Here is a 22105-nt window from a genome sequence, read left to right as displayed (position 1 = left end):
CGGCTCCCTCGTCCGCGCACACGGTGGCGCACACGGCCGCCCCAGCCGGACCGTGTCGACCACGGCTTCCCAGGTAATCGGCGAGGTAGGACATCCGTTGGCACGTCACGTGGTGAACTCGCCCACCCAGGAGCTGCTGCGGCACAGCGGAGGCGCTCACGCCCCGAGGAAGCCGCGGATTCCGGCCAGCGGGTCGCGACCGTGCTCGTCGGCGTACTCATGGCGGCGCGAGTCGGCCTTTTGGGGATTCGCCAGGCAGCAGTAGTCCCAGAAGTCGACCAGCACGCGGAACGCGTCGTCGAGGGTGTACTCACCCTGAACGTGCTCGACGAAATAGTTCTCCACCCTGACGCCCTGCGGGCTGATGGTGACGGTGTGCGCGTTCCCGTCCAAGTCCTCCGGCGCGAAGCCAGGGTTGGCCTTGGCCTCGGCCACCAGGTCGATCGCCTCCAGGACGGACAGCGGCGAGAGCTGGATGTCGGCCGTCACCCACTCTCCCAGGAACATCAGCTCGTCAGGCCCGGAGAAGGACGGCACCCCGAAGGCGTCCTCGACGTAGTACTTGGTGCGGATCACTGCCCTGTTCTCCATCTTGCGAATACCGCATCGGTGAGGTCCGGTCCCCGCCCGTCGATGACGTCGGGAGCCTTCAGCCCGTGGCCCCCTGCTCGACCGTAGTACGTCGGCTCGCCGGGCTCCGCCTCGACTCCGAGCACGTGATCGAGCTCCTGCAGGGCTGACGCGAGCCGCGGCGCGTTGCCGGCATGGACGGCCGGGTGGGGCTCGCCCCGGAAATCACACGTCGCCTCGATCACGTAGCGGGGTACCCACGGGGCGCGCCGGCGTCGTGCGCAACATTCCACTGCGCTCCGTGCTTCTGCGGGCGCACTACAGGCCAGGTGTGGCCAGGGCCGTCGCGATGAAGTCCGCAGCCTCCATCTCATCCAGCCAGACCAGGCCGAAATCCGCGGTCTTCTCCGCGGCCGTGGGAAGAGCGCCCGTCGGCGCCCAGCGCAGGCTGTCCCGGCTGAACGCCTCGTTGCTCTGGTCACCGCGTACGACGCGCTGCCGCAGTAGCGGGCCCCGCCGGTCGGCAGCCATGTAATACGTGATGCGCCCCGCCGCGTCCAACGCGTCGAGCATCGCGCCCCCGAGGGAGCTCAGGTGCGGGGTGCCCAGATGGCCCCGGAGAGTTCCGGGACGTAGCAGGACACCGGTCAGGTCGAGGAAACCGGCGTTGTCACGGAGGAATTCGCCGCCCCGCTCGTAGAACAGGACGAGGGGCTCGTAGAGTTCGGGCAGGTCCCCGCCGGCCGACGGATTCTGCGCACTGAGCCCGGCCATGCGGACCGCGCCCGCGCAGGTGCGCTTGATGGAGTCGTCTCGGGTCATCTGCCCCAGGAATTCCCGGAGCTCCTTTGCGATTTCCGGGGAAAGCGTGAAGTCCGGATCCACGTAGTCGGCGGCGTCAAAGAAGGGCCACGCGCTCTCGGCCGAGTACGCCTGCGCCCACATGCCCGCCCGCCGGAGATACTCACGCATCAACACACGACGAGACCTGACGTGGGCGACGGCGTCGTCCCAGTCACCCGTCCATTCCACCGCGCGCAGGCGCTCCAGCATGGCGGACGGTGCCCGGTCGGTCACTTCGCGATTCCCTTCGACCGCAACTCCTGCAGGATTGCTGCCGTCCCCTCGTCGCTGCCGGCTGGACCGGGCGCCAGCTCCCGCCCGCGTCGCCGGGGGAACGGCCCGGCCGCCCGGGGCCAGGTCCGGGTGGCCCGTCGGGGCGTGGTCGGCGGCGTGGAGCGGGTCGGAGATGTCCGAGCCGTTTCGTGTCTCCGGCAGGTCAGTGTTGGCCTACAGCTCACGAAGCGCCCCACCCGACCGCTCGGGCGGGGCGCTTCGTGCCGTGGATGTCCCGGTGAAGCTCTGGAACGATCGCCGCATGACGGGCCGTAGTCAGCGGTCGTCGCGCGCGGTTTCCAAAACCGTGACCGTGGAAGGTGTGGAGGGCAAAGAGCGAGTGCGGCTCTCTACATCAAGTCGGTGAGGTCCGGGCCGCGTCCGTCGATGAGGTCCGGAGCCTTGAGGCCGTAGCCTTCGGCGCGGCCGAAGTACGTGGCCTCACCGGGCTCGGCCTCGATGCCGAGCAGCGCGTCGAGGTCCCGCAGGGCCGCCGTGAGGCGCGGTGCGTTCCGGGCCTCGACGGCCGGGTGGGGCAGCCCTCGGAAGTCGCACGGTCCCCACACGTCGTGGTAGACGGACAGCTCGGCCGAAGGACCGATTTCGTCGGGCGACACCAGGAGCTCGATCAGGCGGTACTCGTCTCGGCGCTCTGCGTCGGTGTCCAGCCAGACACCGGACCCGAGAACGAGGATCCCCCCGATCTCGGCAGCCGGATGGCCGGCCGGCCTGCAGGCCCGTACGTTATCCGCCAGCGCGGTGTCATTGAGGGAGCGGCCTACGAGACTGAGTCGGGACGTGATGCCGAGGCCGCCCTTGCCGACCTCGAACCAGCTCCATTCGAGGGCAGTCGGCTCCAGCAGGCCGTGCTTTCCCAGAACGGCGGACATGCGTGCCGCGGTCGCGAGCGCCGCGTCCAGGCCGGGCTCCGCCACCTCGTCCAGGTCCCAGAACCACGAGCCGCATTCTCTCGGCGCGCGCATCAGAGTCGACATTTAGTTTCCTTATGGCCTGACGGAGTTGGTTGGGAAAACGGTGATGGATCCGTCGTTGAATCGTAGCTCGAAGGTTGCATTGGTTCGATCTGCTGCCCGCTGTACGGCCTGAAGGTCGCGTTCCGTCACCGCACCCTTGAAGTCGTTCACGTCGAGGATTGCGGCCTTGACGTCCACCCCGGAGCCTGCGAGCTGCTTCTCGGCGATCTTTTTCACTGCGGACTTGATCCCGTTGGCGCTCTGTACGTCCTTGAGCTGAGCGCCGTACTCGATCTTCCCGTCGACACGGGTCAGCACGTCCAAGTCGAGTTTCTCGCTGGGGATCTTCACCTCGAACTCGATGCCGGAGATTCCCTTGGCCTGAAGCTCAGCGGCATGGTCCATTGCCTGGTGCACGGCCGGCATCATGTCGCTCTGCTTGACTTGGAAAATTAGTTCCTTGTAATTGGGGATGTCTGCGAATCGTCCGCTCGCTATGTAGTCGGCCACGGCCGCGCCGTATTCCGACTTCTTCAGCTGGGTCAGCATGCGCGCCTGGTCCACTGACGGGACCCTCGCCTCGCTCAACGCGCCCGTGACGGCCGCTTCCTGTTCTGCGGGCATCTTTCCGCTGGGCTGCTGAGAGATCCGGTCGCCCTCAAGAATGACCGGAGGCTCCCGGTCGGGCATCTCGGAGCCGCCTCCCGGCCCGTCGCCGGGCCCGTGTCCGCCGGAGCCGGGTGCACCGGGTCCCGTCTCACCGTGACCGCCGCCGGTGGATGGGCCTTCGTGGTGGCCGCCGTCACCCGAGCTCGGGCCGTCGGCGTGGCCTGATCCGGAGGGGCCTTCGACGTGGGTTGCCGTGGACGGGGTGTCCGGGTGGCTCCCGCCCGGGCCGTGGCCGGCGGTGGGAGGGGTGTTGTCCAGGTTGTTGGTGGGGCCGTGGGGGGCCGTGCCGCCCGGGGTGTGGTTCGGGGTGTGGTCGGCGGCGTGGACCGGGTCGGAGATGTCGGAGCCGAGGCGGATGCCGTCGCCGCCGCGGGCGACGGCGCCGGCCAGCTCGCGTTCCGGGATCTTGGCCGTCGCCGGGGAGTCCACCTTCGGGGCGTCGACGCGCGGGATGTCCGAGCCCGCGGCGGGCTTGCCCTTCGGGACGTCTTCCGCGTGCTGGATGATCTCGCCCTTGTGGTTGTAGATGTTGTAGTTCGGGTCCATGAACTTGGGCGGGCCGTCGACCGGGAGCTTGACCGTGCCCGGTGGGAGGGTGGTGGTGCCCTCGGGGAGCTTGATGTTGCCGTCCGGGAGCTTGATCGCGCCGTCGGGGACGGCGGAGCCGGCCGGGAGGTGGATCGAGCCGTCCGGGAGGTGGAGCGTGCCTTCCGGCAGGGCTGTGGCGCCGTCCACGTTGATCTTCGGGGTTTCGAACTTGCCCATGCCCCTCAGGCCGGCCATCACGTCGCCGATCTTCGACACGCCGGCGCCCGCGCCCTTGAAGACGTAGGTCATCGGGTCGACGGCCCTGCCCGCCTTGCCGGCGAACGACAGGGCCTTGGCGATCGCGCCCGCCTTGCCCGCGCCGGACACCGCACCGCCGGTACCGCCCGTGCAGACCGTGGTGACCACGTTGAAGGTGACCGCACCCGCCGCGCGGGAAGGGTTCGAGCCCCACTGGTCCCAGGCCAGCAGCGCCTTGCCGGTCTCCTTCATCGCCGTACGGGATTCACGCAGCCACGAGGGCATCTTGTCGTCCGGGACGGCGAAGAAGAGGGGACCCACACCCGGGATCGAGGTGATCGCCGTAGCGGTGCTGAGTTTGGCCAGTCCCGTCCAGGAGGCCTTGAACGTGTCCCAGCCGTCGAGGCCGACCAGGCCGCCGAGTCCCGCGAGGGTGCCGCCTATGCCGTCGACGATGAAGCCCGTGCCGAAGTCCCAGGCGTGTTCCCAGATCTGCCAGGCGGGAACGGACTCCTCCACCGCGTCACCCCACGGCAGGGACTTGGACTGCTTGAGGGCTTCGGCGTCGTAGCCGTACATGCCCTCGCCGTGGGACCCGTCGTCCTTCTTCAGGCCCGGCTTGCCGACGAGAGCGGCGATCTTGGCGTAACAGGCGCTCTCGACGTCCTGGAAGTGGGCCCATACCTCGGCGATCGCGTTGCGGCGTTCGAGGTTCTGGTCGATCAGATCGCCGTCCTCGAACCACTTCTCGTCGTCCGACACCCTCGAGCGAAACGATTCTGCTTCGATCTTCAGCGTGTTCAGCCGGTTCACCAACGGCTCGGCATCACGCGCGTAGGTACCCAGCGCCCCCGCGATCGTGCACATGTCCGAGCTGAGTTTCAGTCCCAGGTCCTGGACGGGCTTGGTCGTCGCGAAGAGCTGGTCCGCCTCAGGTGCCTGGTAGAAGGCCTGGAGACCGCCGAAGCTGGTGTGGACGTCGCTCGCCTTGGTCGAGACCGTGGCCCCGCCCGACGAGATCGCTTTCACCTGCTTGTCCAGCTCTCCCAGGTCGCCCGTGAAGACGGGCACCTCCGCCGGGTCGACCGGCGCATGCCCGCTCACTTCGCGCCTCCCGGCTGTTCGCGCAGAGCCTGCAGGTTGACGGCCCTGGCGGCGTCCTGGGCCGCCTTGGCGTGCTCCAGGTCCCCTTCGAGGTACTCGTTCGTCGCCGTGACCGCGCCCAGGACGCAGGCCTCGATCCGGTTCGCCATCGACGTCAGTTCCGTCTGGCGCTCCTGCAAGTACAGCCCCAGAGCGGCTGCCACGGGGCCCGTGGCCTTGGGCGACACCATGAAGGCCTGGCCGGGGGCCGGGGCCGCGCCGGGGGCCAAGGGACCCCGCGGAGTCATTCCCGATGCCGAGCCGGGCACGGCCGTCCCCGCGGCCTGGGCCGCCTGCGACATGGCGGAGATCAGGGCGTTCAACGCCGTCTCCAGCTCGCTGGCGTTACCGCCGACCGTCTTCAACTGTCCTTGTACGCCCTGCGGCTTGATGTCCCACCCGGTCATCAGTGTCCCCCGTGCCCCGATGTCCTACGTCGGCGGCTGTTCATCTCAGCCGCCCGTTCCGCCGTCTGTTCAGCCGATGTTGTTGACTGCGGTCTTGGCGCGCGACAGCGTCTGCCGCGCCGTGCCGTCGTTCTTGTCCATCGTCGACTGCAGCAGCCGGATGATGTTCTTCACCTCTTCCGAGGCGTTCTTCCAGCGCAGTTCCTTGCCGTGGTACTCGTCCGAGACGCCGTCCGCCTCGAAGTTCGTCATGGCCGCGGCCACCTGCGCGTCACGCGCGGCGATGACCTGCTCCAGCTGGTCGATCACGACCTTGATGTTGCCCTGCGCCTCGGTCGACGCACCCAAGTCGTACGAACGGCGGTCCTGGCCACTGGCCATCATCATCACGCTCCCCGTGAGATCGAAAATACTGAACTGGCCCTGCGGTACGCGTCAGCGGCCCCGGAAGCGCGCGGCGTCGAAGTTTGCGGATGCCATCTGTGTCTTGGCGTTCTCGCCGTGCTCCTGGTCGCCCGAGGCGAAGGCCTGCTCCATCCCCGACTGACCGCCGAGGATGGCGGACAGCGAGGCGTTCAGCTCCTTGGTGATGCCGTCCGCCCGCTCCTTGAACGAGTCGAAGGCGACCTTGCCCTGGCCGTTGAACTTGCCTTCGAGCGGCTGAGCTGCGTTGATCAGCTGCTGGATCAGCGTCCCCAGGTCCGTACTCGAATTACGTGACTTGGACATCAGGCTCGTCAGAACCTGCGCCCCCATGTCGAACTTCATCTCGCTCCCCCGCACACTCGAACCACCAAAAGTATGCCCGTTTCTATCAAGTTGCGTCGCTCGTGCAACGCGCAACCGGCAAGCTGTGACGAACACATGACATCGGCCGGTCCCCTCACGCGCCCTTCAAGTGCCGCATCAGCCGCTCGAAGTCGGCCCATCCCGACAGGTCCGACGGGTCCCCGGGCAGCGGGTAGTAGTACGCGGGACGGGCCTTCGGCCCCAGTGCGACGGGCGGCTGCGACAGCGGCGTCCTCCGCGCGCGGTCGTCCGGCATGGCCCGCACCTCCTCCGCGCCGAGCACGAACGCCAGCGGCACGCCCGGCCCCTCGAAACGCGGGGGAACCGTCAGGCCGCGTTCCGCCTTGCGGAGTTGTACGAGCATGGACTGGAGGCGGTGGCGGGTGACGAGCGCCTCGGCCGTCCCCCGTATGCGGTCCAGCGGCGGGTCCTCGTCCGCGCCGTAGCCGAAGGCCAGCGTCACGGTCTCCTCGACCCCCGCCTTCGTACGGCTGACCCGCACGGTGGCCAGACCGGGGCGCTCCGGACCGCCGACCACCACGAACCACGTCGGCTCGGGGGCCCGCGCGAAGGCCACATCGGTCAGACGCCCCGGCGACCAGGGGAGGTTGGCGGGTTCTGCGGTCCCCCATCCGGCCGGCGGCTCGCCGGTCAGCTCGCGCCACACCGTCTCCAGGGCCCCGCCGAGGACCAGCCGGTCGTCCGCCGGGTGGACCGTACGGAAGGTGACGGCCAGCTGCCGCTCGCCCGTGTTCACGACCTGCCGGTACGAGGCCGCCACCGGGGTGCGCGGGTCTTCCTCGGTGGCGTCCGCGGGCACCACCGTGGCGAACATGCCCTCCTGCCACCGCAGCACCGCGCCGGACAGGCCGTCGTAATAGCCGTCCCGCTCGTCCTGGACGATCCACCGCGAGGGCCAGCCCGGCATGGCGCCGAGCACCGCCGGGGAGAGCCTCGTACCGGGCGGGGTGACGATCTGCAGCCCGCGCTCGGCCGCGGCGGCGGCCCGGAAGGCGTCGGAGAGCCAGGCCGTCATGGCGACGACCGGGCGGTCCATGATGACGACGGCGACCTTGTCGGTCAGCACGTCGACGGCGGGCTGCGCTGCGGCGGGGGTGGGCGCGACGCTGACCCCGTCCGTCTCCACCACACCCAGCGAGCGCGTGGCCTCCGGCGGCCAGGCGGTCCCGCCGGACAGCAATGCGAGACGGGCCGCGAAGGTCCCCGCGAGCCGTTCGGCTTCGGGGACACCGGTGGTGGCACGGGCCTCGGTCCACCAGAAGGGGACCGGTGGCGCGGTGGCCCCGAGCAGCCGCTCGGCCTCGCCGGCGACCTGGACCAGCAGCGGCGCCTCGACCGAGACGAGCGGGCGGCCCTGCTCGTCGCAGAGCTGTACGACCGCCCCTTCGCCCGTCGCGTTCACCAGCTTGTCGGGCCCCCCGGAGAGCAGACCCACGATCACGGCCCAGGCGTCGGGCATCCGCTGGGTGAGGGCTATGACGTCCTTGGTCATGTGGTCGTACGGTCCTTCACGGTGTCGTCATTCGGGGGTGTGCACGGTCTGGATCAGGCGGTTCGACTGACCCCTGCGGATCAGCACGCCACGCCCGGCCGGGTGCTGGGAGGCGTACACACCGGGGAACAGCTGGCCCTCGCCGCGGTCCCCCGCCATCACCACCGCCGAGGCCCCCGACTCGCGCAGGCCCTGCACCAGGGGCTCGTACATGCCGCGCGAGGCACCGGCGACGCGGCGGGTCAGGACGAAGTGCAGGCCGATGTCGACCGCCGAAGGGATGTACGGAACGAACGCGGCGAGCGGCGACTGCCCGGCGGTGGTGAGCACGTCGTAGTCGTCGACGAGGACCACGATGCGCGGCCCGCCGCCCCAGCTGCCGGGCTCCAGGTCCTCCAGCGAGGCGCTGTCGTCGGGCAGCCGCCGTTCCAGCTCGGTGGCGATGCCCGCGGCCAGTCCGGCGCACATCTTGGTGTTGTACGCGTAGCCGCCGTTGAACTCCTCCGGCACCACGCCGCGCAGGCTGCGCCGAGGGTCCATGATCGCGAAGACCAGCTCGTCCTCGCCGTACCTCTCGATGAGGCCGCCGGCGATCGTCTTCAGCAGGTTCGTCTTGCCGCACTCGCTGTCGCCCATGATCAGCAGGTGCTGGTCGTGGGCGAACAGATCGAGCATGACGGGGGCCAGAGCCGTCTGGTCCAGGCCGATCGGCACCCGCCGGGGCTCGGCGACCGGCCCGGGCAGCAGGTGCGGCTCCAGGACGTGCGGCAGTACCCGGACCGGCTGGGCGGTCTCCCCGCTCCAGGTGGCGCGCACCGTTCGGGCGGCGCGCTCCAGGACCGCGCCGAGCTCGGAGGTGTCGGCCAGCCCGTCCGTACGGGGCAGGGCGACCTGCGCGAAGAGCTTGCCGTCGGTCAGGACGCGGCCCGGCTCGTCGGCCGACAGGGTCTCGGCGAGCTTTCGTTCGATGCTGGATTCGCCGGGGTCGTTGAGGCGCAGCTCGACCCGGGTGCCGAAGTTCGACTGGGTGGCGATGCGGACGTCGTTCCAGCGGAGCATGGCCGCGACGACGTGGATGCCGTATCCGCTGCCGCGCTTGAGGATGTCCACGACGGCGTCGTCGAGTTCCTCGAAGTCGTCGCGCAGCGCGCCGAAGCCGTCGATCACGAGGACGATCTCGGCGGACGCCAGCTGGGGCAGCCTGCCCGCCGCGTGCAGGGTGCGCAGCTGCTCGACGGAGTCGATGCCGTGGTCGCGGAACAGCTCCTCGCGGGCGGCGAGCATGTTCCGCACCTCTTCCACGGTGCGGGCCGCGCGTTCGCGGTCCGCACGGCCGGCGATGCCGCCGACGTGCGGCAGCCCGGCCAGGGCCTGCAGGCCGCCGCCGACCAGGTCGAGACCGTAGACGCCGACTTCCTGCGGGGTGTGGGTCAGGGCGAGCGAGAGGACCAGGGTGCGCAGCAGGGTCGTCTTGCCGGACTGCGGGCCGCCGATGACGGCGGCGTGGCCGCCCGCCACGGTGAGGTCGAGGTACCACTCGCCCTGCCACTGCTTCGTCGGGTCGTCGAGCAGGCCCAGCGGCACCATCAGCCGGCCGCGCCGCTTGGCCAGCTGCATTCCGCGCGGTCCGACGTCGAGCGGGCCGGCGACGGCGTCGAGCGGGATCGCATCGGGCAGCGGCGGCAGCCAGATCCGGCGGACCGGCGGCGCGGCGTGCTCCAACTGCCCCACGATGACGCCCAGCTCGGTCGGCCCGGTCTCGCGGCGGCGCGCGGCGCTCTCCTGAGGGGTCTGGCCGTCCGGCTTGGACAGGGTGTTGAAGGCCTCGTACTCCAGGGCGAGCGGTCCGCTGTCCTCGTCCTCGACGCGCTGGACCGGGCCGCGGTAGGCGCCGGAGACGTAGCTCGCCTTGAAGCGCTCGTAGTGGCTGGTGTCGACCTTGAGGAAGCCGAAGCCGGGAAGCGGCGGCAGGTGGAAGGCGTCCGTGGTGTCCAGGACGGTACGGGACTCGTCGGCGGAGAAGGTACGCAGACCCAGCCGGTAGGAGAGGTAGGTGTCCAGGCCCTTGAGCTTGCCGCCCTCGATGCGCTGGCTGGACAGCAGCAGGTGCACGCCGATGGAGCGGCCGATCCGCCCGATCGACAGGAACAGGTCGATGAAGTCGGGCTTGGCGGTGAGGAGCTCGCCGAACTCGTCGATGACGACGAACAGATGCGGCAGCGGCTCCAGATCGGGCCGCCGGTCGGCGCGCAGCGCCGCGTAGTCACCGATGTCGGCGACGTTGCCCGCGTCCTTGAGGACCTGCTGGCGGCGCTTGACCTCGCCCGCGAGGGAGGCGTGGACGCGTTCGACGAGACCGGCCTGGTTCTCCAGGTTGGTGATGACACCGGCGACGTGCGGCAGGTCCGCGAACGGCGCGAAGGTCGCACCGCCCTTGTAGTCGACGAGGACGAGGGCCAGGTCCTCCGGCGGGTGCGTCGCCACGAGGGCGAGCACGAGGGTGCGCAGGAGCTCCGACTTGCCGGATCCGGTGGCGCCGACGCACAGGCCGTGCGGGCCCATTCCGAGCTCGGAGGACTCCTTCAGGTCGAGCAGGACCGGCTCGCGGGAGTCGCTGATGCCGATCGGGACGCGCAGGTACGCACGTTCGCCGCGCGGCGCCCACATGCTCTGCAGGTCGAGCCGGGCCACGTCGTCGATGCCGAGCAGGTCCGCGAAGTCGACCGGCCCGGAGAGCGGGGCGTCGATGAGGGACTCGGCGGACAGCCGCAGCGGGGCGAGCATCCGGGCCAGGCCCTCGGCGAAGGGGATGCCGGCCTCGTCGACGGTGCCGTGGGCGCTGATCGGCTCGGCCTCGCGCAGGTCCTCGATGATCACCTCGGAGCCCTCGACGGTGATCCGTACGCCGACGTGGCCGGGCTCCTGGATCCGCTGTTCGAGGAGGTGCAGGACGGTGACGCCCATCTCGCGCAGGCCGACCGCGTCGTCGGGGCGCGGCAGTTCGACGGCGTCCTCGCCGTGCCCGTCGGCGACGACGAGCAGGCGTGACGTCATGGACAGGGCGTCCTTGCCGGACAGGCCGCGGCGCACCTCGGCCGCGTAGGAGGCGCGGCGGCGCAGTTCGGCGCCCAGCCTGTGGGCGAGCTGCTCCGGGGACGGGGCGATGCGCCGGGCGGCGACGGGGCCGTCGAGCTGCTCGGTGTCGAGCAGGTGCGGCATCCACTTCGCCCACTCCCAGTCGGCGAGCCGCTCGCCCGGCACGGCGAGGGCGATGGCCACGTCGTCGGGCGCGTGCATGGCGGCGGTCTGCACGAGCAGGGCGCGGGCGACCCGCAGGCAGTCCTCGCGGGGTCCGACGACACTGATGTCGCCGATGCGGTCGAGCGGCACGGTGAGCGGGAGTTCGGTGCCGGTACGGAAGCGGGCGGTCAGGGACGACGCCTCGTTGAGCATGAAGCGGTCCGGCGGGGTCAGCACGGAGGAGCCCTGCTGGCCGATCTTGAGATCCCGTACGGGCATTTCGCCGGTGCCGACGCGCACCCGCAGGAAATCGGCATCGACGCGGCGCCGCTCCCACAGCCGGGCCGGGTCGCGGACGATGTCGTAGAGCGCGTACGGAGGCGGGTTGAGCACGTCCGCGTGCCGGGCCCGCTCGCGCTCCTCGGCGGCGAGCTCCTCGCGCAGGTCCTCCAGGTAGGCGAGGTAGGCCTCCCGCTGGACACGACGGGTGCGCTGGGCCTTGCCGCGCTGTGAGAGGACGAGCCCGAGGGAACCGACGACGGTGACGACGAGGATCAGCGCGCCCAGTGCGGCGAACTGGCTGTTGCGGACGACGGTCATCATCACGACGGACGACATCACGCCGGCCACCGGCAGCAGGGACATCGCGATGTTGCCCGCCTTGCCCTCGGGGAGGTTGGGCGGGGCCTCGATGAGGCGTGCCTCGGGGGCGGCGGGGGGCCTGACGGTTCTGGCCGGTCGGTGGATCAGTCGGGTACTCATCAGTGGCGCTTCTGGGAGAGCTGGAAGACGTCCGCGGAGATCCGGGTGGCGGCCGTCCTCGTCGCGTGGGCGAGCAGGTCGGTCCGGATGGTGCCGCCGTCCGCCAGATGGCGGTCGTACGGCAGGACGTGGACGTTCGTCCCGGTGGACCGGAGCGTGCGCACCGCCTCGTCGAGGTCGATTCCCGGGTGCGGTGCCTGCTCGGTGAGGACGACGACCGTACTTCCGATCACGTGCGCGGGCAGGCTCTGCATCCACTGGAGGACCGCGTGGGTGCTGGCCACACCGGCGAGGGTGGCGGGAGTGGCCAGCACGCGGGCCTGGGCGGCGGAGAGCGCGACCCGGGCGACCTCGGCGGGCAGCGTCTCGCAGTCGACGACCGTCACACCGAAGTAGCGGCGCAGCGCGACCATGGCCCGCTCGTACGCGCGGGTGTCGAGCATGGCGCCGATCTGGCCCCGGCTGCCGGGCAGCAGCCAGGCGTTGTCGTGGAGCTGGACGAGGTAGCCGGTCACGTCGAGCAGCGACATCTGCGGTGCGACGATGTCCGCGACGTCACCGGTGGTCCAGCGCAGGCCTTCGGCGCCGAGCCGGACGGGCAGCGAGCCGAGGGCCGGGTCGGCCTCGACGAAGAGGACGGGGTCCTGGCGGTAGTGCGCGTACGTGGTGCCGAGCAGGGCCGCGATGGTCGACTTGCCGGCGCCGCCGCGGATGGAGGTGACGGCGATCTGGCGGCCGGTCGTCACGGGCTGCTGGAGCACTTCCGCGGTCCGGGTGGCCTCGGAGACCTCGCGGGACGCGGATGAGGAAACGATTCGCCACAGCGCGCGGGCCGCGCGGGCGGCGAACGGCTCACCGCTGCGGGGCTTACGACCCACAGCGGCCAGGCTCCGGTCGACCGCCGGCCGGGCGTCGGGGGTCGACCGTACGGCGGCCTGCGGATGCCGCACGGGCTGCCCGCCGCCGGAGTGCTGCGGCGGTACCTGGCCCTGGTACGGATGACCGGGTGCGGAGCCTGCCGCCGGCCCGGCGGGTACGGCTGTGCCCTGCGGCGGTCCGCCGGGGCCTGCGGCGGGCACCGGGACTTCGCCGCCGGACGGCGGGAAGCCCTGGCCCGGAGCCTGGCCGGCGGGTACGGCTGCGTCCCGCGCGGGCGGCTCGGCGCCGCCCCTGAGGTCGCGCAGGACATCGCCCTGCCAGTTGTCTCCGTTCGGCATGTCCCTCTGCCCCTGCCCCTCTACTACTGACGACCTGCTGCCCCGCCCGGAGCGCCTGCGCGTTGACTCAGAACTTGTCGAGCAACTGCCCGTAGACGCCGAACACCCCGATGGCCAGCGGGAACAGCCCCACCATGCCGACGGATTCGACGAGGTCGGCCATGCGCCGCAGCCGTACCTGGACATGCTCGGGGGGCTGCACCGCGAGCGCGGCCAGCGGCAGCAGCGCGGCCACGCACAGCACGGCCAGCGCCCCGGCACCGCCGTCGTGCCCGATCCACAGCACGACGAGGCGCACCAGGAGCACGGCCGATGCGGCGAGCAGCGCGACGACCTCGGCGACCAGCGGGAAGGCCCGGGCCCTCGACAGGAGGACGACGGCGACGAGCGACGGCAGGGCCACGGTCCACACGGTCGGGTTCGCGGCCGTCGTCAGCAGCCAGCCCGCGGCCGCCGCGGACAGCGCGGTGGTGATCGTCGCCAGCGCGAGCCCGCGGTGCGTGGCGGCGAGCGCGTTGCCCACGTCGTGCCGGCTGACCGAGGCTCCGCCGGAGCGGCGGTCGTCCAGCGCGGTGAGCCCGGACGCCATCAGGGCGAGCCGTGGCAGCAGGCCCAGGAGCACCACCGAGACGAGGGCCATGAGGGCGCCGAGCCGGGTCGGCTCGGCCTGGAGCACGGCGGCGACTTCCCAGCCGGCGGTGATCACGGCGACGGCCCCGGCCCCGATGAGACCGCCGCGGCCGAGCGGGGAGCAGTAGCCGAGCAGGACGAGTGTCACGACCAGCGCGCCGGCAACGGCCGCGAGCCGCACGACCCCCGACCAGTGGTAAGCGTCGGCGGCGGTCCACGCGGTGAGGATGCCGAGGCTGCCGGAGGCGAGCAGCAGCGCGGTGGCCAGGCCGCGGTTGCCCTGCCCGACCCGGGCCACGAGCGCACCGGCCGCCAGCAGTACGAGTGTGACCAGCAGCAGGGCGCCGGCCAGGGTGCCGAGTGCGAACTCGCGCCGGGCGAGCAGCGCGGCGGTCACCGCGAAGGCGACGGTCGCGACGCCCGCGCTGCCCCTGCGGGCGGCCGGACGCCAGCGCCAGGCCTGCAGGTCGAGGTCGTCGGCCACCAGGTCGGTGACGTCGTGGACGACGGGGGCGGGCGGCGCGGAGTGGGTCCTGACGAGCCGCAGGACGGCGCCGTCGGCTATCCCGGCCGCGGCCAGCGTGCTGTCCTGGGGAAGCGCGGAGCCGTCCGAGGTCATCAGCTGACGGGTCAGGGGCCGCGAGGCGGCGCGGTCGTCGAGCAGCTGCAGGATGTCCGGGAGCAGCCGCCCGATCGGCGTGTCGGAGGGCAGGACCATGTCGGCCCGGCGCCGCTCCCCGACCAGGGTCACCCGGCTCAGTTGCGCCCGGGAAGTCTTTGCTGTGCTCACCACTTGCAGGAACCTATCATCGCGGCGTTCCGGACTCCTCGCTTCAAGTCCGGGTCCCTATGGCGTGGTCGGCGCGCTCGGCGACGTGGACTTGGTCGGCTTGGGCGACTTCGAGGCCTGCGGGGCCTTCGACTTCGGCCCCTTCGAGGGGCCGGCCGACGTGGACGGGCCGGGCGGTGTGGAGGGGCCGGGTGACTTGGCCGGGCCGGATTCCTTGCCCGTGCCGGGCGACTTGGACGGCATCGTGGCAGGTGGGAAGAGTCCCTGTTGCTGCTGTTGCTGCTTCTGCTGCTCGGCCTTCTGCTTCGCCAGCGTGGCCTGGATGAAGGACCACCCGACGCAACCCGCGCACAGTACGGCCGCGATGGCGATGCCCGCGAACACCTTGCCGAGCCGCTCGTCCGCGGTCCGCCGCACCCTCTGTGTGCCGAACAGCAGGGCGTCACGCAGTCTGTGGCGTCGTACCGCCACAGACTCCAACAGCTGACTGTCGTAGTCCCGTGCCATGTGTCGCCCGTCGCCTCCCCCGAGTTTTGCCTGTGCAACATAGAGCATCCGTCGACTCCGAGCACAACCAGAAAGCCCCGTCCGGCTTTGGCCGGCGGGGCGCTTCGGGCTTTTTCGTCAGGACCAGCCAGGGTCTTGGGGGGCCGCCAGCGACCAGCCCGGGTCCTTGGGCGGGGACGCGAGGTCCTGGGCCTGGCCGGCGGTGCCGGTGGCGATCACGGCGATCAGGGCGGCCGCGGTGACGGTGATCAGAGTGACGAACTTGCGACGCATGGTGACGGTGCCTCTTGTCGGGCCGGTGCGGATGCGGATGCGGACGGGGCGGGAGGTGGTTGGCCGGATCTCTCGTTCCGGCGTGCCGCCATCGTGCCGAGCCGGGCAGGGCCGTGTCCCCGGTTTGAGCTGGCACAAAGCGATCTGACATATCCGTGCCAGCCCGCTCGCCGTGTCCGCGTGATGGACGGTGTTTGTGCGGTCGCTGGCTGGTATGGACAATCCAGGATGCAAGATCGGCCCATCGGAGGGGCCGCAGACCGCCAGCGTTGTCGGTTCAGGTTCACGGTTGTGCTGCCGCTCCGAACCGCGAGCTGGGGGGCTCCTCTTGTTGGTTTCTCTTGGGCTGACCGAACGTTCCGACGCGCTCTACCGCCTCGTCCTCAGACGGCCGGACACCGCCGTCGCCGATGTCGCCGCCGACCTCTCGCGGTCCGAGGACGACGTACGCGCGGACCTGGAGGAGCTGACGCGGCTCTCCCTCCTCGCGCCGTCCTGGCGGACCGACGGGCGGCTGCGGGCGGTGAACCCGAAGGCCGCGCTCGATTCGCTGCTCGCCCATCAGCAGGCGGAGATCGCCCAGCGCCACCGCGCCCTCGCCGAGAGCCAGGCCGCCGCGAGCGCGCTGCTGTCGCAGTACGCCGAACTGCACCCGGCCCAGCCCGCGCACGAGGCCGAGCGGTTCCTCGGCGTCGAGGCGGTCCGAGCCAAGCTCAGCGAGATGTCCGCCCGCACCCGCCGCGAGTCGATCAGCTTCCACCCCGGAGGGCCGGTCCCCGCCGCGCAGTTCAAGGCCAGCGAGCCGATCACCGAGGACCTCATCGCGCGCGGCGTGAAGATCCGGACCGTCTACCAGGACGCCATCCGCAACGACGCCGGCAGCCTGGAGCACGCCCGCTGGCTGACCGAGCGGGGCGGCGAGGTGCGGACGGCTCCCTCGCTGCCGATGCGCATGGTCATCGCCGACCGGGAGTTCGCGCTGATGCCGATCGACCCGGCGGACAGCGCGCAGGGCGCGGTACTCCTGCGCGAGCCCGGTGCCGTCGCCGCCTTCTGCGCGCTGTTCGACTCGGTGTGGGAGACGGCCACCCCGTTCGGCGAGCCGCCCCGGCGAAGCCTCGAAGACCCCGGATCGCAGCCGCGCGAGCTGCTGCGCCTGCTGGCCCAGGGCTATACGGACGAGGCCGCCGCGCGCCGGCTCGGGATCTCCCTGCGCAGCGAGCGGCGGCTCATCTCGGAGCTGATGGAGAAGCTGGACGCGCAGAGCCGCTTCCAGCTCGGGCAGCGGGCCGTGGAGGAGGGGCTGCTCTGACCGCGGTTCAGCAGCCGCAGGCCGCGCCCTCCCCGACCGGGGCCGTCAGCGGGTCCGGCGGCGACTGGCGGGTGCCGGCGGAGTCCTCGACCGGGAAGCCCTCGCGGGACCAGTACTCGAAGCCGCCGAGCATCTCCTTGACCTGGTACCCGGCGCTCGCGAAGGCGTACGCCGCCCGGGTCGCGCCGTTGCAGCCCGGGCCCCAGCAGTAGGTGACCACCACGCTGCCGGGCGCGACCAGTTCGGCGGCCCGCGCCCCGATCTCGTCGGTGGGCAGGTGCACGGCGCCCGGGATGTGGCCCTGCGCCCAGGCCTCGGCGCCGCGGCTGTCGACGAGGACGAAGCCCCCGGCGCCGGACTCCGCGTCCGCGTGCACGTCGGCGACGTCGGCCTCGAAGGTGAAGCGGCGGTGGAAGTGGGCCGCGGCGGTGGCCGGGTCAGCCGGCGGAACGCGCAGCACCTTCGAGGACACGGAAACGGTCTGAGCGGTCATGGTCGGTGGGCTCCTGAGGACGGGGGCGGCGTACGGCCGCCACGGCGATGAGGGTGTACAGGGCCGCGGTGGCTGCACCGGGGCCGATGAGCAGGACGGGCAGGTCCCAGCGGGCGGCCCGCCCGAGGGCGAGCACCGCGAGGGCGATCAGGCCCGCGGCCACGAGCCCGCCGCGCCGGGACCGGCCGGTCAGCTCGGTCCAACGGGTGGCGGTGGCGTGGAGGTTGGTGCGGCAGTACGCCCAGCAGAGCGCGGCGGAGCCGATCCCGAGTGCGGCCTCGACGGCCGCCGCGGCCGGGGGCGGCGCCTGTGCGGCGCCGGCCGGCGGGCCCAGCAGTACGGCGTACAGCGCGGCCGCGAGCGCGATGCCGAGCAGGGTTCCGCCCAGGGCCCGCCGCCGCGGCAGGGCGGGGACCGCCCCTTCGAGGCCGACCCAGCCGAAGAGCAGGGGCACGGCCACCAGCAGCGCGGCCCCGGTCCAGCTCCCGGTCGAGGTCCCGGTCCAGCCCTCGGCCCAGCCCCCGCTTCCCGGCCCCGGCAGCGGCCCGCCGAAGGCCCGCCAGGAGACGGCCAGCGCCAGCACCGCGGCCAGCCGGAGCCGGCGCCCCGCCGGGGACGGCCCCCGCGGGACCCGCCAGGCGTACGCGGCGGCGCTGCCCAGCACCCCGGCGGCGACCGCGTACGCCCGCCAGCCGGAGTCCCCGAGCGACACGAACTCGGCGGCCCCCAGCGCGACTCCGGCCTGCCCGGTGGCGAAACCGCCGAAGTAGAGCGCGGTGGCCGCGCGGGCCGGCCCCGGGCCGAGCCGGTCCCGTACGAAGGCCACGGGCCCGCAACCCTCCGTACCGCCGGCGGCGGCGACCAGCAGGCACCAGCCGGCCAGCACCCCCGCCACCGCGATCCCGGCCCACGGGCCGGGCTGCGGGGCGAGAGCGGCCGGGAGCAGCAGGGCCCCGGCCCCGAGGACCGCGCCCAGCGCCTGCGAGGCCCCGCCGGACCAGGTGTCCGTACGCGTCACGACAGCTCGTGGAAGAACAGCGGGATGGCGGCCGACAGCGCCGCGCCCTGCGCCAGCAGCCGCCCCTCCACGCCGTCCCACACGGGCATCCGGGTGCCGAGGTCCACCGGCAGGCCCAGGTGCCCGGCGAGGAACGCGGACCAGCCCGGCATCAGCGGCGCCGCGGTGACCGCGACCGCGGCCAGCAGCTCCACGTGCGCCGCGAGCCGCCCGGCGTACTCGGCGCGCGGCCCGGCGGCCCGCAGCAGGGCCAGCTGCCGCAGGTCGGCGTCGGCCCGCTCGATCACGGTGGCCAGGACGTCGGCGGCGCGCTGCGGGGAGAAGGCCTCGGCGCCGAGGGCGGCGGCGATCTGCCCGGGCAGCGCCGCGCGTTCGGCGGCCAGCGGGCCGTCGGCGGGCCCGGCGGCCGGCACGACGGAGTCGAAGTCCTGGGCGAGCAGGTCCAGTACGGTGTCGGTCCACCGCTCCAGACCGCCGGCGAGGACGGTGCTGAGGGTGTCCGCGAACTCCTTCATGGAGAAGTTGTTCTGTGCCCGCTCCGGGCCGGTCAGGCACAGGTGGAAGCGGAGCGCGTCGGCGTTGACGCGGCGCAGGAACTCGCCGCCCCAGATCGCGTGGCCGCGGCTGGTGGAGAACTTGTCGCCCTCCAGCCGGTAGAACTCGTTGATGACCACCTGTGCGGGCAGGGTCAGTTCACCCTGGGCGAGCAGCAGCGCCGGCCACAGCACGGCGTGCGAGAACGAGCAGTCGAAGCCGATGAAGTTGACGATCCGGGTCTCGGGGTCGGTCCACAGCCGCTCCCACTGCGAGCGGTCGCCGTTCGCCTCGGCGACCCGCGCGGTGCCCGCCGCGTAGCCCCAGATGCCGCTGAACCAGGTGTCGAGGATGTGGCCCTCCCAGCCGGGCAGCGGCACCGGGATGCCGTAGTCCGCCTCGCGGCTGATCGCCGTGTCGGGCAGGTCCCGCTCGAACAGGCCGTCCAGGTAGGAGATCAGCCGGGGCCGCCACTCCGCCTTGGCCTGCGCGTCGGCGTAGTACGCGCGGAGGCGCTCGCGGTAGCGCTCCAGCGGGAAGACGATGCGGCGCATGGTCGTGGTCTCGGGGGTGCTCCGGCAGGCGGTGCACCGGGGGGCGGCGAGCCCGGCCGGGTCCTGGGGCAGTCCGCAGGCCTCGCAGTACACGCCGTCGGAGGGCTCGGCGCAGAACTGGCACTCGCCGCGCACCTCGGCCTCGTACAGGTACCGCTCGCAGGGCGCGCAGTGGAAGACGGGCAGCTCCTGCACCTCCAGGGCGCCGGAATCCCACAGTTCGAGGAAGAAACGCTGCACGAACTCGGTGTGCGTGGAGTCGGTGAGCGGGCGGGTGAACCAGTCGTGGTGCATGGCGCCCAGCGAGAGGGTCTCCTCCATGCGGTCGCCGAAGAGCTTCGCGGTCGGGTACGCGGTGGAGCCGATCTCGGCGGCCCGGCGCGGTACGTAGCAGGAGTGCTCGTCGGAGTAGCCCACGTAGCGCACGTCGTGGCCGCGCTGGCGAAGGTGGCGGGTCAGGACGTCGGCGCCGAGGAAGGGGCCGGAGAGGTGGCCGAGGTGGAGGTCGCCGTTCGGGTTCGGCGGGGCGCTGGTGACGACGTACGAGGTCATGATGCGTGGGTTCCTTCGGGGACGGTCAGGGCGGAGGAGTCGAGGGGGGCCGCGGTGTCGAGCGGCGGCAGGGCGGCGGAGGCGGCGGCGACGACGCGGCTGCGCGGCGGCAGGTCGTCGAGGACGACCGAGTGCGCGCCGATCCGGGAGTCGGCGCCGATGGTGACCGGGCCCAGGACGCTGGCCCCGGTGCCGATGACGACGCGGTCGCCGACGACGGGGTGGCGGCGGGATCCGGAGGGGCGGCGCAGGTCCTTCCACCAGCCGACCGAGCCGAGCGTGACCTGGTGGTAGAGCATCACGTCGTCGCCGATCCGGACGGTCTCGCCGATGACGACGGCGGTGCCGTGGTCGATGAAGAAGCGGCGGCCGATCCGCGCCCCGGGGTGGATCTCGATGCCGGAGACGGCGCGGGCCAGCAGGGACAGGGCGCGGGCGCCGACGCGGTGGCCGCGGCCCCAGAGCCGGTGCGCGACGCGGTAGGTCCACAGGGCGTGGATGTGCGGGTAGAGCAGCACCTCGGCGCGGGAGGTGGCGGCCGGGTCCTTGGCGAGGACGGTCCGCACGTCCTCGCGCAGCACCTCGCGCAGCGGACGCCGTACGTCGGCCTCCGGGCCGGTCTCACATGTGGTCATACGGCGCCTCCGGACGGATCGGGCGGCCCGCGAGGAAGCGCTGCGGCCGGTACGGCTCCAGCAGCTCCTGGACGGCCTTGCCGGGGACGGCCCCGCCCTCGACGATCTCCTTGGCGGCGAGCTCGGCGACGGCGGGCGCCAGCTTGAAGCCGCCGCCGCTGAACCCGAGGGCCAGGTACAGCCCGTCGGGGCCGGCCGCGCCGACGACCGGGCGCTTGTCGGGGGTGTAGCCGTCGAGCCCGGAGCGGGTACCCGCGAGCGGGGCGGTGGCGGCGGCCGGGACGCGGCCGGCGATCGCGGCGATCGCGGACTCCAGCTCGGCCTCGGTCAGCGGCTCCACGTCGCGGCCCAGTTCGGTGTCGGGCTTGCTGGGGACGCCGAAGTAGAAGCGGTTGAGGCCGTCGGGCCGGAAGTAGCTGCCGGTGGTGTCGTCGATGCAGGTCGGTACGGAGGCCGCCGACCCGCGCCGCCCGGCCCCCGGGAGCTCGGCCTGGGCCAGCCCGATCCGGCGCGCGGTGACGGGGATGTGGATGCCGAGGTGCTCGGCAGGGGCGGAGCCCCAGGCGCCGCCGGCGAGGACGACCAGCGGGGCGTCGATGCGGCCGATGGAGGTGAGGACGCCGGTGACGGTGCCCGCGGTCTCCAGTACCTTCATGGCCCGGATGCCCTCGGAGGGGGACACGCCGAGCCGGTAGGCGGCGGTGAGCAGCGAGGCGGAGGCGGCCATCGGGTCGGCGTAGCCGCCCTCGGGCTCGTACGCGGCGAGGGCGACGCCCTCGGTCCGCAGGCCGGGGTAGATCTCCTTCAGCTCGGCGGCGTCGATGACCTCGACGCGGCGGTATCCGGCGGCGTCCGCGGAGGCGGCGGCGTTGTGGCGCAGGTCCTCGGCGTGGTTCTCGCCGACGATCATGACGAAGCCGGTGCGGCGGTAGCCGCAGTCGCCGCCGATGACGTCCGACCACTGCTCGAAGACGGGCAGGCTGCGGGCGGCGAGCCGGGTGTCGGCGACGGCCGTGTGGTGCAGCCGCAGCAGCCCGCCGGAGCGGGACGTGGCGCCCTGGGCGTTGACCCGGCCCTGGTCGCACAGGACGATCCGGCCGATGCCGGCGAGGGCGAGCTGGTGCGCGATGGCCGCGCCGATCACCCCGCCGCCGACGACGATGGCGTCGGCGTGCGCGTGGACGATGGGACTCATGCGCCCACGCTCCGGTCCTTCGCCGTAGCGCCCGGGTCCGTGATGCCGAATTCGGCGGCCCACTTGGCTCGGTCCCGGGCCACGGCGTCCGAGCCGCCCCACCAGATGGTGACGAAGCGCAGCCGGACGTCGCCGTCGTTGGTCAGGTCGTGGTCCTGGAGCGGGGTGATGAACACGGTCTCGCCGGCGCGGACCCGGCGGGTCTCGGCGCCGATCCGCATGACCCCGCTGCCCTCGACGATGAAGAACATCTCGTTCTCGTCGTGGTCGTGCGGGGTGGAGGTGGCGCCGGGCGCCACGTCGACCCAGGCGCCGCCCCAGCTGGGCTCCTCGACGGCCTCGGGCCAGGGGAAGATCCGCCGGCCGCTGACGTTGTACGGCTCCTCGAAGACCATGTCGTCCTCGTGGGCGGTGAAGATGTGCATC

Annotated in this window: 19 protein-coding genes and 2 pseudogenes; 1 reads left to right on the top strand and 20 read right to left on the bottom strand. The window is 72.2% G+C overall.

The window, feature by feature from the left end; translation table 11 throughout:
• Positions 1–156 precede the first annotated feature (156 nt).
• The 14 genes and pseudogenes from IF02_RS0123680 to IF02_RS34900 form a co-directional block, all read right to left on the bottom strand.
• The gene (locus IF02_RS0123680; protein ID WP_030160107.1) at positions 157–576 is read right to left on the bottom strand and encodes a hypothetical protein; all 420 of its coding nucleotides are present in this window, start codon (positions 574–576) and stop codon (positions 157–159) included.
• Positions 573–797, bottom strand: a pseudogene (locus IF02_RS35680) (hypothetical protein); the annotation flags it as partial. The gene IF02_RS0123680 and the pseudogene IF02_RS35680, both read right to left, overlap by 4 nt.
• Positions 798–888: 91 nt before the next feature.
• Positions 889–1647: a hypothetical protein gene (locus tag IF02_RS35675; RefSeq protein ID WP_051696492.1), complete on the bottom strand. Its 759-nt coding sequence runs from the start codon at positions 1645–1647 to the stop codon at positions 889–891.
• A gap of 389 nt (positions 1648–2036) precedes the next feature.
• The gene (locus IF02_RS0123665) at positions 2037–2681 is read right to left on the bottom strand and encodes a hypothetical protein (protein WP_234318309.1); all 645 of its coding nucleotides are present in this window, start codon (positions 2679–2681) and stop codon (positions 2037–2039) included.
• Between the two features lie 9 nt (positions 2682–2690).
• On the bottom strand, positions 2691–5219 hold the full coding sequence (locus IF02_RS0123660) for a hypothetical protein (RefSeq protein ID WP_030160102.1): 2529 nt from the start codon (positions 5217–5219) through the stop codon (positions 2691–2693).
• The gene (locus tag IF02_RS0123655) at positions 5216–5665 is read right to left on the bottom strand and encodes a DUF6507 family protein (protein WP_030160100.1); all 450 of its coding nucleotides are present in this window, start codon (positions 5663–5665) and stop codon (positions 5216–5218) included. The genes IF02_RS0123660 and IF02_RS0123655 overlap by 4 nt, the downstream gene beginning before the upstream one ends.
• Before the next feature lie 69 nt (positions 5666–5734).
• Positions 5735–6046, bottom strand: coding sequence for a pore-forming ESAT-6 family protein (locus tag IF02_RS0123650; protein ID WP_030160098.1), 312 nt, complete (start codon positions 6044–6046; stop codon positions 5735–5737).
• Between the two features lie 54 nt (positions 6047–6100).
• Positions 6101–6433, bottom strand: a complete 333-nt coding sequence (locus IF02_RS0123645) for a hypothetical protein (RefSeq protein ID WP_030160096.1) — start codon at positions 6431–6433, stop codon at positions 6101–6103.
• Positions 6434–6548: 115 nt separating this feature from the next.
• Positions 6549–7967 (bottom strand): DUF6177 family protein, encoded by a 1419-nt coding sequence (locus tag IF02_RS0123640; RefSeq protein ID WP_030160094.1) that lies wholly within the window; start codon positions 7965–7967, stop codon positions 6549–6551.
• Positions 7968–7994: 27 nt separating this feature from the next.
• The gene (locus IF02_RS0123635; RefSeq protein ID WP_030160092.1) at positions 7995–11969 is read right to left on the bottom strand and encodes a type VII secretion protein EccC; all 3975 of its coding nucleotides are present in this window, start codon (positions 11967–11969) and stop codon (positions 7995–7997) included.
• Complete coding sequence (locus IF02_RS0123630) at positions 11969–13186, bottom strand: MinD/ParA family ATP-binding protein (RefSeq protein WP_030160090.1); 1218 nt, start codon at positions 13184–13186, stop codon at positions 11969–11971. The genes IF02_RS0123635 and IF02_RS0123630 overlap by 1 nt, the downstream gene beginning before the upstream one ends.
• A 67-nt stretch (positions 13187–13253) precedes the next feature.
• Entirely contained in the window at positions 13254–14609 is a 1356-nt protein-coding gene (gene eccD, locus IF02_RS0123625) for a type VII secretion integral membrane protein EccD (RefSeq protein ID WP_030160088.1), read from the bottom strand.
• A 198-nt stretch (positions 14610–14807) separates the two neighbouring features.
• Positions 14808–15113: pseudogene (locus IF02_RS33960) on the bottom strand (hypothetical protein); the annotation flags it as partial.
• Positions 15114–15230: 117 nt separating this feature from the next.
• On the bottom strand, positions 15231–15386 hold the full coding sequence (locus IF02_RS34900) for a hypothetical protein (protein ID WP_158708547.1): 156 nt from the start codon (positions 15384–15386) through the stop codon (positions 15231–15233).
• 328 nt (positions 15387–15714) lie between these two features.
• On the opposite strand from IF02_RS34900, the gene IF02_RS0123610 reads away from it, so the two are divergent.
• Positions 15715–16698: a helix-turn-helix transcriptional regulator gene (locus IF02_RS0123610; RefSeq protein ID WP_030160086.1), complete on the top strand. Its 984-nt coding sequence runs from the start codon at positions 15715–15717 to the stop codon at positions 16696–16698.
• A gap of 7 nt (positions 16699–16705) precedes the next feature.
• Here the strand turns inward: IF02_RS0123610 and IF02_RS0123605 are convergent, their stop codons facing one another.
• The 6 genes from IF02_RS0123605 to IF02_RS0123580 are packed head-to-tail and all read right to left on the bottom strand — an operon-like array spanning position 16706 to position 22104.
• A complete protein-coding gene (locus IF02_RS0123605) occupies positions 16706–17191 on the bottom strand; it encodes a rhodanese-like domain-containing protein (protein ID WP_030160084.1) in 486 nt (161 codons plus the stop codon).
• Entirely contained in the window at positions 17136–18209 is a 1074-nt protein-coding gene (locus IF02_RS0123600; RefSeq protein ID WP_030160082.1) for a hypothetical protein, read from the bottom strand. Before IF02_RS0123600 ends, IF02_RS0123605 begins: the two co-directional genes overlap by 56 nt.
• Positions 18206–19849, bottom strand: a complete 1644-nt coding sequence (locus IF02_RS0123595; protein WP_030160080.1) for a methionine--tRNA ligase — start codon at positions 19847–19849, stop codon at positions 18206–18208. The genes IF02_RS0123600 and IF02_RS0123595 overlap by 4 nt, the downstream gene beginning before the upstream one ends.
• Positions 19846–20484, bottom strand: a complete 639-nt coding sequence (gene epsC / locus IF02_RS0123590; protein ID WP_078622274.1) for a serine O-acetyltransferase EpsC — start codon at positions 20482–20484, stop codon at positions 19846–19848. The genes IF02_RS0123595 and epsC overlap by 4 nt, the downstream gene beginning before the upstream one ends.
• The gene (locus tag IF02_RS0123585) at positions 20471–21679 is read right to left on the bottom strand and encodes an NAD(P)/FAD-dependent oxidoreductase (protein WP_030160076.1); all 1209 of its coding nucleotides are present in this window, start codon (positions 21677–21679) and stop codon (positions 20471–20473) included. The genes epsC and IF02_RS0123585 overlap by 14 nt, the downstream gene beginning before the upstream one ends.
• Positions 21676–22104 (bottom strand): cupin domain-containing protein, encoded by a 429-nt coding sequence (locus IF02_RS0123580; protein ID WP_030160074.1) that lies wholly within the window; start codon positions 22102–22104, stop codon positions 21676–21678. The genes IF02_RS0123585 and IF02_RS0123580 overlap by 4 nt, the downstream gene beginning before the upstream one ends.
• Position 22105: the final 1 nt, after the last annotated feature.

It is taken from the genome of Streptomyces sp. NRRL S-244, from assembly GCF_000717915.1.
In the GTDB taxonomy this organism is placed as follows: domain Bacteria; phylum Actinomycetota; class Actinomycetes; order Streptomycetales; family Streptomycetaceae; genus Streptomyces.
Note: the sequence above shows the minus strand (reverse complement) of the source record. Positions and strands in the feature narration are given on the sequence as shown.

Coding starts and splice junctions, on each gene's coding strand:
- IF02_RS0123665 (WP_234318309.1), bottom strand. CDS start 2,681: ATGTCGACTCTGATGCGCGCGCCGAGAGAATGCGGCTCGTGGTTCTGG.
- IF02_RS0123655 (WP_030160100.1), bottom strand. CDS start 5,665: ATGACCGGGTGGGACATCAAGCCGCAGGGCGTACAAGGACAGTTGAAG.
- IF02_RS0123650 (WP_030160098.1), bottom strand. CDS start 6,046: ATGGCCAGTGGCCAGGACCGCCGTTCGTACGACTTGGGTGCGTCGACC.
- IF02_RS0123645 (WP_030160096.1), bottom strand. CDS start 6,433: ATGAAGTTCGACATGGGGGCGCAGGTTCTGACGAGCCTGATGTCCAAG.
- IF02_RS0123640 (WP_030160094.1), bottom strand. CDS start 7,967: ATGACCAAGGACGTCATAGCCCTCACCCAGCGGATGCCCGACGCCTGG.
- IF02_RS0123635 (WP_030160092.1), bottom strand. CDS start 11,969: ATGAGTACCCGACTGATCCACCGACCGGCCAGAACCGTCAGGCCCCCC.
- IF02_RS0123630 (WP_030160090.1), bottom strand. CDS start 13,186: ATGCCGAACGGAGACAACTGGCAGGGCGATGTCCTGCGCGACCTCAGG.
- IF02_RS34900 (WP_158708547.1), bottom strand. CDS start 15,386: ATGCGTCGCAAGTTCGTCACTCTGATCACCGTCACCGCGGCCGCCCTG.
- IF02_RS0123605 (WP_030160084.1), bottom strand. CDS start 17,191: ATGACCGCTCAGACCGTTTCCGTGTCCTCGAAGGTGCTGCGCGTTCCG.
- IF02_RS0123595 (WP_030160080.1), bottom strand. CDS start 19,849: ATGACCTCGTACGTCGTCACCAGCGCCCCGCCGAACCCGAACGGCGAC.
- epsC (WP_078622274.1), bottom strand. CDS start 20,484: ATGACCACATGTGAGACCGGCCCGGAGGCCGACGTACGGCGTCCGCTG.
- IF02_RS0123585 (WP_030160076.1), bottom strand. CDS start 21,679: ATGAGTCCCATCGTCCACGCGCACGCCGACGCCATCGTCGTCGGCGGC.
- IF02_RS0123580 (WP_030160074.1), bottom strand. CDS start 22,104: ATGCACATCTTCACCGCCCACGAGGACGACATGGTCTTCGAGGAGCCG.